Below are 15,976 nucleotides of genomic sequence, written 5' to 3'. Positions count from 1 at the left end.
GGCCGGGCCCGCGCCCGACGGCCCGACCGGTCGCCACGGCGGACGCGGCCTGCGCCTGCCCGACGCCGCCCCCCGCGTCCGCGGCCTCGGTCGGGCCGCGCTCGCACTCGATCCCGTCGCGCTCGACGCCGTGCTCGCGGACTCGATCGCCGCCGTCGGCGTCGCCGCCACCTGGGACGAGGTCGCCCGCCCCGTGCTGGTCGCGATCGCCGAGCGGTGGGAGCGCACGGCCACCGGCGTGGAGACCGAGCACCTGCTCAGCGAGTGCCTTCTGCGCGCGTTCCACCGGGTCGTCGACGCGACGACGGTGACCCGGCCCGCCCGGCCGGTCCTGCTCGCCGCGGTCCCGGACGAGGTGCACACCCTGCCCCTCGCCGCGCTGGCCGCCGTCCTCGCCGAGCGCGGGATCGGCGCCCGTCCGCTGGCCTCCCTGCCGGAGGCGTCGCTGCGCGCGGCCGTCGACCGCACCGGCCCGGCCGCGGTGTTCCTCTGGGCGCACGCCCCCGGCCCGCACCTGGTGGGGCTGTTCGCCGACCTCCCGCGCCCCCGCCCGGGGTGCCGCTGGATCGTCGGCGGGCCGGGCTGGGCCGGTCAGGACCTCCCGGCCGACGTGCGGCGCTGCGGCTCGCTCGACGACGCCGCCGACCAGGTCGAGCGCGCCGGCACCGGCTGAGCGCCGGGCTACCCCGTCCGGTCCCGGGAACGGCGCTTGGCCCGGTACATCGCCGCGTCCGCGCGCGCGACCACCGCGTCCGGGGAGGCGTCCGCCGGATCGCCCGGCTGGGCCACCGTCACCCCCACGCTGGCCCGCGACCGGACCCGGATGCCGCCGTCGAGCCGGAAGGTGCCGTCGAGGTGGTCGTGGATGCGCCGGGCGAGCGCCACCGCACGGCCGTCGTCGCCCACCCCCGGGCACAGCACGAGGAACTCGTCGCCGCCGAGGCGCCCGACCGAATCGCCCGCGCGGGCCTGGCCGCGCAGCCGCTGTCCGACCGCGGTCAGCAGCGCGTCGCCCGCGGAGTGCCCGTAGGAGTCGTTGACGGCCTTGAAGTCGTCCAGGTCGATGAACACGACCGCGAGCGGGCGGCCGTCGGCGGCGGTGAGGGCCCGGCCCAGCTCGGCGAGCACCGCGGCCCGGTTCAGGCAGCCGGTCAGGCCGTCGTAGGTCGCCCTGACCTGCAGCTCCTCCCGCAGCCGCGCGCTCTCGGTGACGTCGGCGACCAGCACGATCGCCCCCGGCGGGTCCTCCGCACCGGTGAGCGGGGTCAGCGTGAACTGGCAGCGGCGCCGGTCGCCGCCGCGCCGCACCCACGCGTCGACCTGCACCGACCCCTCCACCCCCGCCTCCAGCACGCGCTCGACCGCCCGCTCCAGCTCGGTGCGCTGGGCCGGCTCGACGCCGACGAACCGCTCGTGCACGTCCGACGGGGTGGCACCGGCGTCGTGCGCCGTGCCCAGCAGGTCGGACGCGCGCCGGTTGGCGTAGAGCACGCGGGCGTCCTCGTCGACCTGCAGCACCCCGACCGGCAGCGACTCGGTCAGCCTGCGGAACAGCCGCTCCCGCTGGCGCACGGCCTCGATCGCGGCCATCTCGTCGGAGATGTCGGTCATCCGCCCGATCGCCACCACGTCGTCGGGGTCGTCGAGGCCGACGAAGACGTTCTCGATCTCCACCCACAGCCAGTGGCCGTCGCGGTGGCGGTGGCGCAGCCGGACGCGCTGGGTGCTGCGCCGCGCCCGCAGCTCCAGCCACTGCCCGATGGCGCGCTCGTGGTCGTCGGGGTGGACGAACTCCAGCGAGCTGCGCCCGACCATCTCCGCCGCCGACCAGCCGACCATCCGGGTGGCCCGCTCGTCGACGCCGGTGATGACGCCGAGCAGGTTCTTGCGCACCTCGGCGGTGCGCGGGCGGCTCGGCACCAGCAGGGCCGGGTCGAACCCGACCGCCCCGGCGCGCACCGTCCAGCCGCCCTCGGCGACGATCACGCCGATCCACACGCCGTGCCGGTCGCGGCAGTCGACGAACGTCACCGTCATCACCTGGTCGGGCGCGCAGGCGAGCCGGAACCCGCCGCGGGCCAGACCGGTCGCGCGGGCCCGGTTCCAGCAGGTGCCCACGCCGACCCGGTCGGCCGGGACGACGTAGTCGATCGCGGTGGGCTCCTCGCCCGGCAGCGGCACGCAGGTCGCGAACCGCTCGTCCGCGGGCACCGGGACCCGGCGGGCCGCCGAGTCCAGCGCGAACACGACCGCGGTGGGGTGCTCGTCGAGCAGCGCCTGCAGCGCGGCGTCCAGGACCGCCGGGTCGAGCCGCTCGCCTGCCGGGTGCTCCGTCACGGCGGCGGGACGGGGCGGCGGACTGCGAGCGGCATGCACTGACCCTTCACGATGTGATCCGTTTCATACCGCAACCCAGCCGGGCGGTTCAACTCACCTGCACCGACGCGCCCGCGCCCATCGAGCGGAGCGGCCGGCCAACCGATACAAAGACGTGCTCGCGGACCCGCGGGCGTCCCCTGCATGGAGGATCGATGCACATCTGGCCCGGCTCGCCCTACCCGCTCGGATCGGCGTTCGACGGGGGCGGCACCAACTTCGCGATCTTCTCCGAGGTCGCCGAGCGCATCGAGCTGTGCCTGTTCGACGACGACGGCACCGAGAGTCGGCTGTGTTTACCGGAGCGCAACGGCCTCGTCTGGCACGGCTACCTGCCCCGGGTGTGGCCCGGCCAGCGCTACGGCTACCGCGTCCACGGGCCCTACGAGCCCGCCGCCGGGCCCCGCTGCAACCCGGCGAAGCTCCTGCTCGACCCCTACGCCAAGGCCGTCGACGGCCGGATCGACTGGGACGAGTCGCTGTTCGCGTACCGCTTCGGCGACCCCGAGTCCTACAACGACGCCGACAGCGCCGCGCACGCCATGAAGTCCGTGGTCATCAACCCGTTCTTCGACTGGCAGAACGACCAGCCGCTGCGCATCCCCTACAACGAGACCGTCATCTACGAGGCCCATGTCAAGGGCATGACGATGCGCCACCCGGACATCCCCGAGGACGTCCGCGGCAGCTACGCCGGCATCGCGCACCCCGCGATGATCCAGCACTTCCGCGACCTGGGGGTCACGGCCGTCGAGCTGATGCCGGTGCACCAGTTCGTGCACGACTCGACGCTCGAGGAGAAGGGGCTGTCGAACTACTGGGGCTACAACACGATCGGCTTCTTCGCCCCGCACAACGGCTACGCCAGCTTCGGCACCCGCGGCGAGCAGGTCTACGAGTTCAAGTCGATGGTGCGCGCCCTGCACAAGGCGGGCATCGAGGTGATCCTCGACGTGGTCTACAACCACACCGCCGAGGGCAACCACATGGGCCCCACGCTGTCGTTCCGCGGCGTCGACAACAAGGCCTACTACCGGCTCGTCGAGGGCGACGAGAAGTTCTACTACGACACCACCGGCACCGGGAACAGCCTCAACGTCCGCCACCACGAGTCGCTGCGGCTGATCATGGACTCGCTGCGCTACTGGGTCACCGAGATGCACGTCGACGGCTTCCGGTTCGACCTCGCCTCGTCGCTCGCGCGGGAGTTCCACGAGGTCGACCGGCTGGCCGCGTTCTTCGACCTGGTCAACCAGGACCCGGTGGTCAGCCAGGTCAAGCTGATCGCCGAGCCGTGGGACGTCGGCGAGGGCGGCTACCAGGTCGGCGGGTTCCCTCCCCTGTGGACGGAGTGGAACGGCAAGTACCGCGACACCGTGCGCGACTTCTGGCGCGGCGAGCCCGGCAGCCTCGGCGAGTTCGCCGCCCGGTTCACCGGCTCGTCCGACCTCTACGAGACCGACAACCGCCGCCCCATCGCCTCCATCAACTTCGTCACCGCCCACGACGGGTTCACCCTGCGCGACCTCGTCTCCTACAACGAGAAGCACAACGAGGCCAACGGCGAGGACAACAACGACGGCGAGAGCCACAACCGGTCATGGAACTGCGGCGTCGAGGGCGAGACCGACGACCCCGGCGTCCGCGAACTCCGCGCCCGCCAGACCCGCAACATCCTGGCCACCCTGCTGCTGTCGCAGGGCGTCCCGATGATCGCCCACGGCGACGAACTGGGCCGCACCCAGCAGGGCAACAACAACGTCTACTGCCAGGACAACGAGCTGAGCTGGGTCGACTGGGACGCCGCGGCCGAGCACCGCACGCTCACCGCGTTCACCGCCCGCCTCGCCCGCCTGCGCGCCGAGCACCCCATCTTCCGCCGGCAGCGGTTCTTCGAGGGCCGCCCGCTGCGCGGCGAGGGGATCGACGACATCGCCTGGCTCCGCCCCGACGGCCGGCCCATGACCGACCAGGACTGGGGCGGCAATCACCAGACCCTGGCGATCTACCTCAACGGCCGCGGCATCCCCGACCGCGACGACCTCGGCATGCTGGTCGTCGACGACTCGTTCCTGCTGCTGGTCAACGCCCACCACGAGTCCCAGGCCTTCACCCTGCCCGACGCCAGCTACGGGAAGGGGTGGCGCCGCACGCTCGACACCGCCGACCCGGCCGCGGCCGACGGGACGGAGCCGGTCGACGGGACCACGGTGGACGTGCCGGCGAGGTCGATGCTGGTGCTGCAGAGCGGCCACTGACGTCCCGACGCGCACCCCGGCCCGGCGTCGCCGGAGGCAACCCTCAGAAGAAGTCCCGCCGCCGGCTCTCGATGACGCTCAGCGTCCCGGTCAACCCGGCCGGGTCCGCCAGGAACTGCTGGATCGCCGGCAGCAGCACGGCGGAGGCGAAGTCGGGGCGGGTGTCGCGGTCCATGAACTGGGCGATGTCGGTGGCGTCGTCGACGAACTGCCGGGCCTTGCGCTGCAGGGCCGTGTAGCCGGAGGTGTCGGTCTCGGAGTTCGCGGCGACGACGGTGGTGTCGGCGGTGGTGTAGATCCGCTGGGTGGCGGGCTCGGCGAGGTAGCTGAGGAACTCCAGCGCGCCGGGCCGGTTGCGGGGGAAGGCGCGCATCATGAAGCCGTCGATCGGGGCTTCGACGGCGCCGGTGCCGATGGCCGCGTCGATCTGCGGGAAGGCGAAGAAGTCGAGGTCGTCGCGGTTGGCGTCGGCGAACTGGTGGCCGACCAGGCCCATCCCCATGACCATCATCCCGGCCTGCTTGCGCTCCAGGGCGGCGGCGCCGTCCTGCCAGGTGCGCTGCAGCGGGTTCGTCTGGTGCAGGGGCATCAGGTCGCGCCAGAGCTCGAAGACCCGGCGGGCGGGCTGGCCGTCCCACGACTCCCGGCCGGTCATCAGGGACATGTGGTAGTCGAAGCCGTTGAGCCGCAGGTTGAGCTGGTCGAACGTGCCCATGGCCGGCCAGCCCTCCTGGTCGGCGAAGGCCAGCGGGATCAGCCCGGCGGCCTGCATCTGCTCGCCGAGCACGACCATCTCGTCGAGGGTGGCGGGGATCCGGTAGCCGTGCTCCTCGAACAGGCTGGGGCGGTAGAACACGGCCCAGGGGTAGTAGTCGAGCGGCACGAAGTACTGGCGGCCGTCGCGGCCCGACGACGCGGTGCGCAGCGCGTCGGTCATGCCGGTCATCGTCTGCCAGATCTCGGAGATGTCACCGACCAGGCCCTGTTCGGCGAAGAACTGCATGCGGTAGCCGGCGAACCAGGTGAACACGTCGTCGGACTGGCCGAGCAGGTAGTTGTTGATGTTCTCCTGGAAGGCGTTGTGGTCGACGGTGTTGGTGACCACGGTGAGCCCGGGGCGGTCGAACCCGGCGACGATCTCCTCGTACGCCTTGCGCGGCACGTCGTCGGACTGGTTCGAGCCGAACTTGACGATCCCGTCGCCGGCGGCGGGGACCACGGCGTCGGCGCTGGCGCAGCCGCCGAGCAGGCCGCCCGCGCCCAGCAGGCCCGCCCCGGCCAGCGCGCCCGTGAGCAGGCTGCGCCGACGGACGCCGGTCGCGGCGACCGACGGCGGGACCAGCCCTGCGAGGTACGCCGACTGGGAGGCAGGTCGAGACATCGTCACCGCTCCTCCTCGCACCCAACGTAATCAGCTACGACACAAGCCGGGTGACAGTGATCACCTGGTTGGCAGATCCGCACCCTGGCGCAGCGTCGCGCGGTAGTCAACAAGGACGCGGCCTGCATCGACGTGCGGATGTGAGCGCTAACGTGAACGGCCGCCTCGACGACTGCCCGGTGCTCTAGCGTGACCGGAGTGCAACCCACCGACATCGGACGTCTCGTGTCCCTCGCCGACCCGAGGGTCTCCCCCGACGGCTCCCTGATCGCCTTCACCGTCACCCGCGTGGACCTCGACGCCAACCGCTACCGCAGCGCGGTCTGGCTCGCCGCGACCGACGGCTCGACGCCGCCCCACCAGCTCACCTCCGGTGAGCACGGCGACTCCCAGCCGGTCTGGTCCCCCGACGGGCGCAGGCTCGCGTTCACCAGCCGGCGCTCGACCGGCTCCGACGCCGCCACCCTGCACGTCGTGCCGATCGGCGGCCCGGGCGAGACGGTGACCGTCTGCGAGCGGCCCGAGGGCATCGAGCAGCCCGCGTGGTCACCCGACGGCCGGCACCTCGCGTTCGCCTCCCGGGAGCGCACCGGGCGCTACTCCGACGGCGACGACGAGCGCGCGCGGCCGCCGCGGCGCATCGACCGGTTGTGGAGCCGGGAGGACGGCACCGGATGGACGATCGACCGCCCCCGCTCGGTGTTCGTCGTTCCGGCCGACGGGTCCGCCCGCCCGCGCGTCGTCGCCGGGGGCCCCTACGAGCACGACGGCCCGGCCTGGAGCCCGGACGGCAGCCGGCTGGTCACCGCCGTGCCGCGGGCCAAGGACTGGGACCTCGACCTGATCGCCGACCTGCACCTGGTCGACCTGGCCGCCGCCGACGCCCCGCCCCGGGCGATCACCTCCGGTCGGCTGTCGCACTGGCGGCCGGCGTGGAGCCCGGACGGCGCCACGATCGCCTCGCTCGCCCAGGACGGCAAGCTGCTGCACTCGCACACGCAGGTCGTGCTGACCGACGCGACCACCGGCGAGCAGCGGGTGCTCACCGCCGACCTCGACCGCCAGTGCGCCCCCCAGCCCGGCGCCCGCGCCCCCATCTGGGATGGCGACCACCTGCTGTTCGCCGCGGAGGACCGCGGCGACGTGCACGTCTACCGCGTCCCGGCCGACGGCTCCGGGCCGGCCCACCGGGTGCTCGGCGGCACCCGGGTGATCACCGGCTACGACCAGGCGGGTGGCGTGCTGGCGTTCGTGGCGGCCACCGCGACCACGCTGCCCGAGCTGTTCGTCCGCGACCCGGACGGCACCGAGCGGCGCCTCACCTCGGTCGGCGCGGCGTTCCACGACGCCGTGCCGGTGCGCGCGCCGGAGTACTTCCGGGTGCCCTCCCCCGGCGGCGACGGCGACATGGACGTCTGGCTGGTCAAGCCGGACGCCCCCGCCGACGGCGGGCGGCTGCCGGTCCTGCTGTCCATCCACGGCGGGCCGATGAGCCAGTACGGCAACGCGTTCTTCGATGAGTTCCAGCTGTGGACGGGCGCAGGCTACGCCGTCGTCTACTGCAACCCGCACGGCTCGACGGGCCAGACCGAGGCCTGGGCGCGCTCGATCCGCCCGCCGGAGGCCGCGGAGGTCCCCGGCACCGGGTGGGGCGGCATCGACGCCGACGACGTCCTCGCCGCGCTGGACGCCGCACTCGCCCGCGACCCGCAGCTCGACCCCGACCGCGTCGGCGTGCTCGGCGGGTCCTACGGCGGCTACCTGACCAGCTGGCTGATCGGGCACACCGACCGGTTCGCCGCGGCGTGCAGCGAGCGCGCGGTCAACAACGTCGAGTCGCTGGAGTGGAGCTCGGACGCGGCCGGGTTCTTCCGCCACGAGTTCGGCGTCGGCCACCTGGACTCGCCGGAGGTCTACCGCCGGATGTCGCCGATCAGCTACGTGCGCGACATCAGCACACCGGTGCTGATCCTGCACTCCGAGGACGACCTGCGCTGCCACGTCGAGCAGGCCGACCAGCTGTTCGTGGCGCTGCGGTTGCTGGGCAAGCCGGTGGAGTACTGGCGCTTCCCCGAGGAGGGCCACGAGCTCTCGCGCAGCGGCTCGCCGCGCCACCGGGTGCAGCGCGCGGAGATCATCCTGGACTGGTTCGGCCGCCACCTCGGCGGCCGGCGGCCCCGGATCACCTGGGACCACCCCTCCCGCACCCCCTAGCCCCCACCCCCGCCGGGGTGGTCAGGCGCCGATGGCGGTCTGCAGCCAGGAGGTGTCGTTCAGGTCGATCTTCTGGCCGTTGACGGTGACCGTCGGGGTGCCGAAGTTGCCGTCGGTCTGCAGGGCCGGGTCGGCCACCGCCTTGTCGGTCTCGGCGGTGACGGCGGCGGAGTTGGTGCCCCCGGTGACGCAGGCGGCGAAGTCGGCGCCCGCGCCGAGCTCGGTGCCGAACGCGATCAGCTGCTCGTCGGTCAGCCCGGAGCCGCCCTCGGCGGGCTGCTCGGCGAAGAGCTTCTCGTGGTAGCCGGGGTAGATGTTGGCCGAGGCGGCGCAGAGCGCGGCGTTGGCGGCCCGGGTGGAGTAGCCCTGCGGCTCGGTGAGCCGGTCGAGGATCGCGATCGCGTGGTACCTGACGGTGATCTTGCCCTCGTTGAGCGCGGTCTTCATCTCACCGGCGTAGCGGGACTCGAAGCGCTCGCACTGCGGGCAGAGGAAGTCCTCGTAGGTGTCGACGACCACCGGGCCGGTGCCGGCGGTCACGACGGCGCCGGACACCGCGACCGGGTAGGTGGCGGCGACGTCGCCGGAGGAGCCGCTGCTGCGCTGCCAGAAGATGAACCCGCCGACCAGCAGCGCGAACACGACGACGACGGCGACCAGGATGATCGCGGTCCGGTTGGGCCCGGTCTTGCGTTCCACCCTGATGCCGGCCGCGGCGAGCTTGCGGGCCGCCTCGTCCTGCTTGCGCCGCTTCTCGTTGCGCGCAGCTCCGCCCATGGTCAGGTCCTCTCCGAGTCGACGAGCCGTGAGTCCAGCGACGCGACCGTGCGCGGTCGGACGATCAGCCAGCAGGCGAGCAACGCGAAGCCGGTGTCGCGCAGCAACTCCTGGACGTAGGCGGTCTGCCCGGGCTCGACCGCTCCCCCGCCGCCGAAGCAGCCGCAGTCGATCGAGAGCCCGCGCGCCCACGCCTGCACGACGCCGGCCATGAACACCAGCAGCAGCGCCAGCGACAGCACGGCCACGATCCGGGTGCCGACGCCGAGCACCAGCAGCAGGCCGAAAGCGATCTCGACCCAGGGCAGCAGCGCGGCCACCACCTCGACGCCCGCGGTGGGCAGGACGTCGTAGGCGCGGACGGCGACGTAGGTCTGGTCGGGGTCGACGGCCTTGAGCACCCCGGAGACCAGCCACACCGCGGCCAGGCCGAGCCGCGCCAACGTGCCGATCACGTCGAGGGCACGGCTGGACTTCACGCGTTCAGCGTAGCGACGGCGTGGTCAGCAGGTTTCCCGGGCCGACTCCCGCCCCAGCACCGCCTCCAGGTCCGGGAGGCACGGGCGCCGCGGACGGGGGTTGTGCTCAGAACGAGAACGACCTATGTTGTTCTCGAACCGAGAAAGACTCGACCTGAGATCGGGGTGCCGCGGTGACCGAAGCGGAGTTCCTGGCGCGGTACGACCCGGGCGAGTTCCCGCCGCTCGCGGTCACCGTCGACGTCGTGGCGCTGACGATCCGCGCCGGCCGGGTGCACGTGCTGCTCGTCGAGCGCGGCGCGCACCCGTTCGCCGGGTGGCGGGCGCTGCCCGGCGGGTTCGTGCGGGACGAGCCGCTCGACGCGGCGGCGCGGCGCGAGCTCGCCGAGGAGACCGGGCTGGGCGACGACCGCGCGCTCGACCGGGTCCACCTGGAGCAGTTGCGGTCCTACGGGGACCCCGGCCGCGACCCCCGGATGCGGGTCGTCTCGGTCGCGTACCTGGCCTTCGCCCCCAGCCTGCCCGACCCCCGGGCCGGCAGCGACGCGGCCGGCGCCTCCTGGGTGCCGGTCGACGAGGTCGGCGAGCTGGCCTTCGACCACGCCGCGATCCTGGCCGACGGCCTGGAACGGGCCAGGGCGAAGCTCGAGTACACGCCGCTGGCCACCGCGTTCGTCGCCGAGGAGTTCACGATCGCCGAGCTGCGCGCGGTGTACGCGGCGGTGTGGGGCGAGGAGCTGCACCCGGGCAACTTCCACCGCAAGGTGCTGTCGGTGCCCGGTTTCGTGGAGAGCACCGGGGAGACGGCGGCACGCGCCGGGGAGCGGGGCGGCCCGAAGCCGAAGCTCTACCGGGCGGGCGACGCGCGGTCGCTGCACCCGGCGCTGCTGCGCCCCACCCGCGAGGACGGCGTGCGGTGACGTTCGAGGAGGCCGTCGCGGCCATAGCCCAGGCCACCACGTTCGGTGAGCTGGTCGGCGGCGACCGGGCCGCGACGTACCGGCGGCTGCTGAAGCTCGTCCACCCGGACGTCGCCCCCACCGGCCGCGGCGCCGCCGCGACCGAGGCCACGGCCAGGCTCTCGGCGCTCTTCGACCGCGAGGAGACCCTGACGACCCCGCGCGGCACGTACCGGCTGGGCGGCCTGATCGCCCGGGGCGACCTCGCCGACCTCATCGCGCTGGACGACGACAAGCTCCTGAAGCTGCCCCGCCGCCCGGCCGACAACGACCTGGTGCGGGCCGAGGTCGCGGCGCTGACCGCGCTGCACCGGGAGGGCGACCCGCGCTTGCGGGCCTACGCGCCGGTGCTGGTCGAGGCGTTCGCGCAGGAGGACGACAGCGGAGTCCGGCGCGAGGCGGTCGTGCTGGAGCGGCTCACCGGGTTCGTCCCGCTGACCGGCATGCGGCGCCGGCTCGACCCGCGCGACGCCGCCTGGATCTGGCGCCGGCTGCTGACCGGGCTCGGCTGGGCGCACCGGGCCGGCGTCGTGCACGGGGCGGTCCTGCCCGAGCACGTGCTGATCCACCCCGAGCGGCACGGAGTGGTGCTCGTCGACTGGTGCTACAGCGTGGCGCCGGGACGGGCCGTGCCGGCGATCGTGTCGCGGCACCGGGCCGCCTACCCGCCGGAGGTCCGGGCCAAGCGGCCGGCGACCGCCGCGACCGACATCCACATGGCCACCGGCCTGGTGCTGGGGCTGATCGCGGATCCGCCCGCCGCGGTCGGGCGGTTCGCCGCCGGGTGCCGGTTCGACGCGCCGCGGATGCGCCCGCAGGACGCGTGGCAGCTGCTCGCCGAGCTCGACGAGCTGCTGGAGAAGTTGTACGGACCCCGACGGTTCCGGCCCTTCACGGTGCCGGCCGCGTAGAGGAGGAACGACATGGGAGACGGACGCTGGAGCACCGACGTCTACACCGCGGCCGCGAACTACCGGGCGTCCCGCGGCGCGAGCGCCTTCGCCTACAGCGACAGCGGCGCCCGCCGGGCGCACGCCGCGCTGGACCCGAAGGGCGTGGTCGTGCGGGAGAGCCGCGACACCGACGAGCACCCGCTCAGCACGCCGATCGCCGTGCTGTTCGACGTGACCGGCTCGATGGGCGGCGTCCCGCGCGTCCTGCAGACCAAGCTGCCGCAGCTGCTCGGCCTGCTGACCCGCAAGGGCTACGCCACCGACCCGCAGATCCTGTTCGGCGCGGTCGGCGACGCGACCTGCGACCGGGTGCCGCTGCAGGTCGGGCAGTTCGAGTCGGACAACCGGATGGACGACGACCTGGCCCGCATCGTGCTGGAAGGCGGAGGCGGCGGGCAGCGCACCGAGTCCTACGAGCTGGCGATGTACTTCATGGCCCGCCACACCGAGCTGGACAGCGTCGTCAGGAGGGGCCGGCGCGGCTACCTGTTCCTGATCGGCGACGAGATGCCCTACGCGACGGTGAAGCCGAAGGAGGTCGAGCGCTTCATCGGCGACGAGCTGCCCGAGGCCATCGCGGTGGAGGCGGTGATCGCGGAGCTGCAGCGGTCCTACGACGTGTACTGCATCATCCCGACCGCGGCCGGCTGGGGCGGCGACCAGGAGATCCTCGGCCACTGGAAGCGGCTGCTCGGCCAGCACGTCATCGCGCTCGACGACCTGGACGCCGTCTGCGAGACCATCGCGCTCACCGTCGGGCTGGGCGAGGGCCGCATCGACCTGGACGAGGGCCTGGCCGACCTGACCGACGTCGGCTCGGCGGCCGGCGATTCGGTGGGTCGGGCGCTGGCGCCGGTCCGCCCGCGCGGCGCCGTGGTGCGGGCGGCCATCACCCCCGGCGCCGGCCCCGACGGGAACGAGCGGCTGTGACGCGTCCTGCCCACACCGCCGTCGTCGACCTCGGCTACGGCGACGCCGGCAAGGGCACCGTCGTGGACGCGCTGTGCGCCGCCGGCGGCGTCCGCGCGGTCCTGCGCTGCAACGGGGGCGCGCAGGCCGCGCACAACGTCGTCGCCGGCGGCCGGCACCACACGTTCGCGCAGTTCGGGTCGGGCACCTTCGCCGGGGTGACCACCCACCTCACCCGGTTCGTGGTCGTCGACCCGCTCGCGCTGGCCGCCGAGGCGGCCGCGCTGGGCAACCCGTTCGCGCTGCTCACCGTGGACGCCGACTGCCTGCTCGGCACGCCGTGGCACCGGGCGGCGAACCGGCTGCGCGAGCGGCGCCGCGGCGGGGCCCGGCACGGGTCGTGCGGGGTCGGGTTCGGGCAGGCCGTCGAGTACGCCCGGGACCACGCCGACGCCCCGCGCGCCGGCGACGTGCGCACGCCGCGAGTCCTGCGCAGGCGCCTCGCCGCGGTGCGCGACCGCCTCACCGAGCGGTACGGGCCGCTCGACGCTCCCCCGCTGGACGACGTCGTGGACGCCGTCGTCGCGTTCGGCGCGGCCGTCGCCGTCGTCGGTCCGGCGTTCACCGGGCGGCTGCTGCGCGAGGGGCGCTGCGTCTTCGAGGGCGCGCAGGGCGTGCTGCTCGACGAGTGGCGGGGCTGGCACCCGTACACGACCTGGTCCACCACGACGTTCGCGAACGTCGCCGAGCTCTGCGGTGACGGGGACGTCGAGCGGCTCGGCGTCGTCCGGACCTCGACCACGCGGCACGGCCCCGGCCCGTTCGTGACCGAGGCGCCGCTCGCCCTGCCGGAGGCGCACAACGGCACGGGCGAGTGGCAGGGCGCGTTCCGGGTGGGCCACTTCGACGCGGTGGCCCACCGGTACGCGGTCGAGGTGTGCGGCGGCGTCGACGCGCTGGCGGTGACCCACCTCGACGCCCCGGCCCGCTGCCCGGAGCTGCGGGTGTGCACGGCGTACGAGCTGGACGGCGGGGTCCGCGACCGCATCGAGCCGGGGCCGTTCCGCGACCTGGACCACCAGCGGGCCCTGACCGAGCGTCTGCTCCGCGCCCGGCCCGCCGCTCTGCACCGTCCGGACGACTGGGCGGCGGAGATCGGGTCGCTGCTCGGGGCGCCGGTTCGCGTCGAGTCGTGGGGCCCGGACCGCGCGCACAAGCGGTTCGTGCGGGCTCAGCCGGCCGACCGCCGGCGGTCGCGCCCGTCGTCGCGGGTGCCCGCGCCGGTCTTCGGGTCCTCCGCGCGCGCGACCTCGACGACCGAGGTCAGCGGGTCGGCCTCGGCGGCCGTGCGCCGCACGAGCGTCTCCGGGGCCCGGATCCAGAACACCAGCGCGACCAGCGCCACTGCCCCGGTGACCGCGAACGCCGTGGCGTAGCCGGCGCCCTCGGCCAGCGCACCGGCCAGCACCGGGCCGACGATCGCGCCCATGTCGGCGGCCATCTGGAAGCCGGCCAGCACCGATCCGCCGCGCGCCCCGGAGCCGATGACGTCGGCGACGGCGGCGTTCATCGGCGGGTTCACCAGCCCGCTGCCCGCCCCGGCCAGCAGGCTGACCACGAGGAACAGCGTCGGGGAGCTGATCGTGCCGAGGGACGCCGTGGTCACGGCGGAGACGGCCAGCCCGACCAGCATCGGCGGGCGGCGCCCGATCCGGTCGGTGATCCGCCCGGTCACGGTCAGGGTGAGGGCGTTGCCGGCCGCGAACACGGCCAGCGCCACGCCCGCCCAGGACTCCGACCGGCCGAGCACCTCGACCACCAGCAGCGGCACCAGCGCGATCCGCACGCCGAACACCGCCCAGCCGTTGGCGAAGCTGGCGACCAGCGCGGCCCGGTAGGCGGAGTGGCCGAAGGCGTCGCGGAATCGGGCCGGCGGGGTCTCGACGGCCAGTTCGACGACACCGCCGCCGCGCAGCAGCAGCGCCGAGGCCCCCACCACGACCACCAGCACGACCGCGTAGACGAGGAACGCCGCGCGCAGGCTCACCACCAGCAGCGCTCCGCCGACCAGCGGCCCGATGATGTTGCCCAGCAGGAACCCGGTGGCCCACATGCCGGTGGCGCGCCCGCGCATCGACTCCGGGGCGAAGGCGATCAGCATGGACAGCGCCGAGACGGTGAACATCGTCGAGCCCACCCCGGCCAGCACCCGCAGCACCAGCAGCTGCCAGTACTCGACGGCGAAGCCGCAGCCCGCGGTGGACAGCGAGAGGATCCCGAGCCCGGCCAGGTAGACCGGCATCTCCCCGTAGCGGGTCACGAACCGCCCGCCGAGCGGGGCGAACAGCAGCCGCGACAGCGCGAAGATGCTGACCGCGAGCGAGACCGCGGTGACGCCGACGTCGAAGCTGCGCACGAACACCGGCAGCGTCGGGGCGACGATCCCGAAGCCGATCGCGATCAGGAACGCGGCGACGACCAGGATCCAGATCTGGCGCGGGAGGCGCTCGCGGACCGGTCCGGGGGCGCGGTGGCCGTCCGCCTCGACCACCGTCGGCCTCCTTCGCATTGCTACCGAAGGACATTACGGCGACCGCACACGGATTTCACCCGGCGCCGTCGTGGCTCACCCCACAGCCGCCACCTCGGCCAGGTCGGCGATCTCGGCCGGGGAGGCGTTGCCCCCGGAGCAGATGACGGCCACCGTGCGCCCGGCGAACTCGTCCGGACGGTCCAGCACGGCGGCCAGCGCGGCCGCCCCCGCACCCTCGGCGAGGGTGTGCGCGTGCCCGGCCAGCAGCCGCCTGGCCTGCGCGATCCGCTCGTCGGACACGAGGTGGAAGTCGGCGAGCCCGGTGCGCATCAGCGCCTGCGGCAGCGCGAAGCCCCGCCCCGTGGCCAGGCCCTCGGCCGCGGTGCGGTCGGGTCGGGTCACGCAGGTCCCCTCCCGCCAGGAGTCGTGCGCGGCGGGCGAGGCGGCCGACTGGACCCCGACGACCCGGCACCCCGGCGCCAGTTCGGCGGCGACGATCCCGGCCGCCGCCGCGCCCGTCCCGCTGCCCACCGGGACGACGACGGCGTCCAGGTCGGGGCGCGCCTCGAAGACCTCCAGGTAGAGCGACCCGACCCCGGCGATCAGCGCGGGCGTGTCGGCCGGCCCGACCAGCAGCCGGCCCTCCCGCTCGGCGACCTCCTCCGCGCGGGCGTGCGCGCCGGCCAGGTCGGCGCCGTCGAGCACGACGGTGGCCCCCAGCGCGCGCACCGCCCTGGCCTTCGCCGGGTTGGCCGCGGCGGGCATGACGACGGTGCACGACGCGCCGAACTCCCGGCATGCGTAGGCCAGGGACTGGGCGTGGTTGCCGGTCGAGTAGGTGACCAGCCCGCGAGCCCGCTCCGCGGCGCCCAGCCCGGCCAGCAGTGTGATCCCGCCGCGGACCTTGAACGCGCCGACGGGCTGCACGTTCTCGTGCTTGACCAGCACGTGGGCGCCGACCACCCCGTCGAGGGCCGGGTAGGACCACATCGGGGTCGGCGGGAGGTGCGCCGCGAGCAGGTCTCGGGCGAGCCGGATGTCGGCGAAGGTGACGGTCGGGGACATGCCCCCAGCCTGGGGGTGCGCCACCCATCGGTCCAATGCCAGTTATCGCGCACACCTATCAACACGGCCGAT

General features: G+C 74.1%; 12 protein-coding genes and 1 pseudogene. 7 read left to right on the top strand and 6 right to left on the bottom strand.

Annotation, left to right across the window (positions count from 1 at the left end):
- Positions 1-673 (top strand): B12-binding domain-containing protein (locus KIK08_RS08770; RefSeq protein ID WP_328516852.1); only part of this gene is annotated, 673 nt, incomplete at its 5' end.
- Positions 674-681: 8 nt separating this feature from the next.
- Here KIK08_RS08770 and KIK08_RS08765 read toward each other — a convergent pair.
- Positions 682-2,337 carry a GGDEF domain-containing protein gene (locus tag KIK08_RS08765; protein ID WP_214402521.1) on the bottom strand — a complete coding sequence of 552 codons (1,656 nt, stop codon included), beginning with the start codon at positions 2,335-2,337 and terminating at the stop codon, positions 682-684.
- Between the two features lie 194 nt (positions 2,338-2,531).
- Here KIK08_RS08765 and glgX point away from each other — a divergent pair, with 194 nt between their 5' ends.
- Positions 2,532-4,634 carry a glycogen debranching protein GlgX gene (gene glgX, locus KIK08_RS08760; protein WP_214402520.1) on the top strand — a complete coding sequence of 701 codons (2,103 nt, stop codon included), beginning with the start codon at positions 2,532-2,534 and terminating at the stop codon, positions 4,632-4,634.
- Positions 4,635-4,677: 43 nt separating this feature from the next.
- On the opposite strand, the gene KIK08_RS08755 is transcribed toward glgX, so the two are convergent.
- The gene (locus KIK08_RS08755) at positions 4,678-6,015 is read right to left on the bottom strand and encodes an ABC transporter substrate-binding protein (RefSeq protein WP_214402519.1); all 1,338 of its coding nucleotides are present in this window, start codon (positions 6,013-6,015) and stop codon (positions 4,678-4,680) included.
- A gap of 198 nt (positions 6,016-6,213) precedes the next feature.
- Between KIK08_RS08755 and KIK08_RS41620 the strand changes: the two genes are divergently transcribed.
- Positions 6,214-8,229 (top strand): S9 family peptidase, encoded by a 2,016-nt coding sequence (locus KIK08_RS41620; protein WP_214402518.1) that lies wholly within the window; start codon positions 6,214-6,216, stop codon positions 8,227-8,229.
- 21 nt (positions 8,230-8,250) lie between these two features.
- Here KIK08_RS41620 and KIK08_RS08745 read toward each other — a convergent pair whose 3' ends face one another.
- Positions 8,251-9,006 (bottom strand): DsbA family protein, encoded by a 756-nt coding sequence (locus tag KIK08_RS08745; protein ID WP_214402517.1) that lies wholly within the window; start codon positions 9,004-9,006, stop codon positions 8,251-8,253.
- Positions 9,007-9,008: 2 nt separating this feature from the next.
- Positions 9,009-9,485, bottom strand: a complete 477-nt coding sequence (locus KIK08_RS08740) for a MauE/DoxX family redox-associated membrane protein (protein ID WP_214402516.1) — start codon at positions 9,483-9,485, stop codon at positions 9,009-9,011.
- 173 nt (positions 9,486-9,658) lie between these two features.
- On the opposite strand from KIK08_RS08740, the gene KIK08_RS08735 reads away from it, so the two are divergent.
- From KIK08_RS08735 to KIK08_RS39685, 4 genes and pseudogenes are all read left to right on the top strand, one after another.
- Positions 9,659-10,405, top strand: a complete 747-nt coding sequence (locus KIK08_RS08735) for an NUDIX hydrolase (protein ID WP_308257504.1) — start codon at positions 9,659-9,661, stop codon at positions 10,403-10,405.
- Positions 10,402-11,355: a lipopolysaccharide kinase InaA family protein gene (locus KIK08_RS08730; RefSeq protein ID WP_214402515.1), complete on the top strand. Its 954-nt coding sequence runs from the start codon at positions 10,402-10,404 to the stop codon at positions 11,353-11,355. Before KIK08_RS08735 ends, KIK08_RS08730 begins: the two co-directional genes overlap by 4 nt.
- 12 nt (positions 11,356-11,367) lie before the next feature.
- A complete protein-coding gene (locus tag KIK08_RS08725; protein ID WP_214402514.1) occupies positions 11,368-12,327 on the top strand; it encodes a hypothetical protein in 960 nt (319 codons plus the stop codon).
- Positions 12,324-13,340: pseudogene (locus KIK08_RS39685) on the top strand (adenylosuccinate synthetase); the annotation flags it as partial. The gene KIK08_RS08725 and the pseudogene KIK08_RS39685, both read left to right, overlap by 4 nt.
- A 197-nt stretch (positions 13,341-13,537) precedes the next feature.
- Here KIK08_RS39685 and KIK08_RS39680 read toward each other — a convergent pair.
- Together KIK08_RS39680 and KIK08_RS08715 are read right to left on the bottom strand one after the other, a co-directional pair.
- On the bottom strand, positions 13,538-14,857 hold the full coding sequence (locus KIK08_RS39680; RefSeq protein WP_308257502.1) for an MFS transporter: 1,320 nt from the start codon (positions 14,855-14,857) through the stop codon (positions 13,538-13,540).
- A gap of 75 nt (positions 14,858-14,932) precedes the next feature.
- Positions 14,933-15,904: a threonine ammonia-lyase gene (locus tag KIK08_RS08715; RefSeq protein ID WP_214402512.1), complete on the bottom strand. Its 972-nt coding sequence runs from the start codon at positions 15,902-15,904 to the stop codon at positions 14,933-14,935.
- Positions 15,905-15,976: the final 72 nt, after the last annotated feature.

The organism is Pseudonocardia lacus, assembly GCF_018531445.1.
In the GTDB taxonomy this organism is placed as follows: Bacteria; Actinomycetota; Actinomycetes; order Mycobacteriales; family Pseudonocardiaceae; genus Pseudonocardia; species Pseudonocardia lacus.
This window is presented reverse-complemented; position numbering and strand designations above follow the sequence as displayed.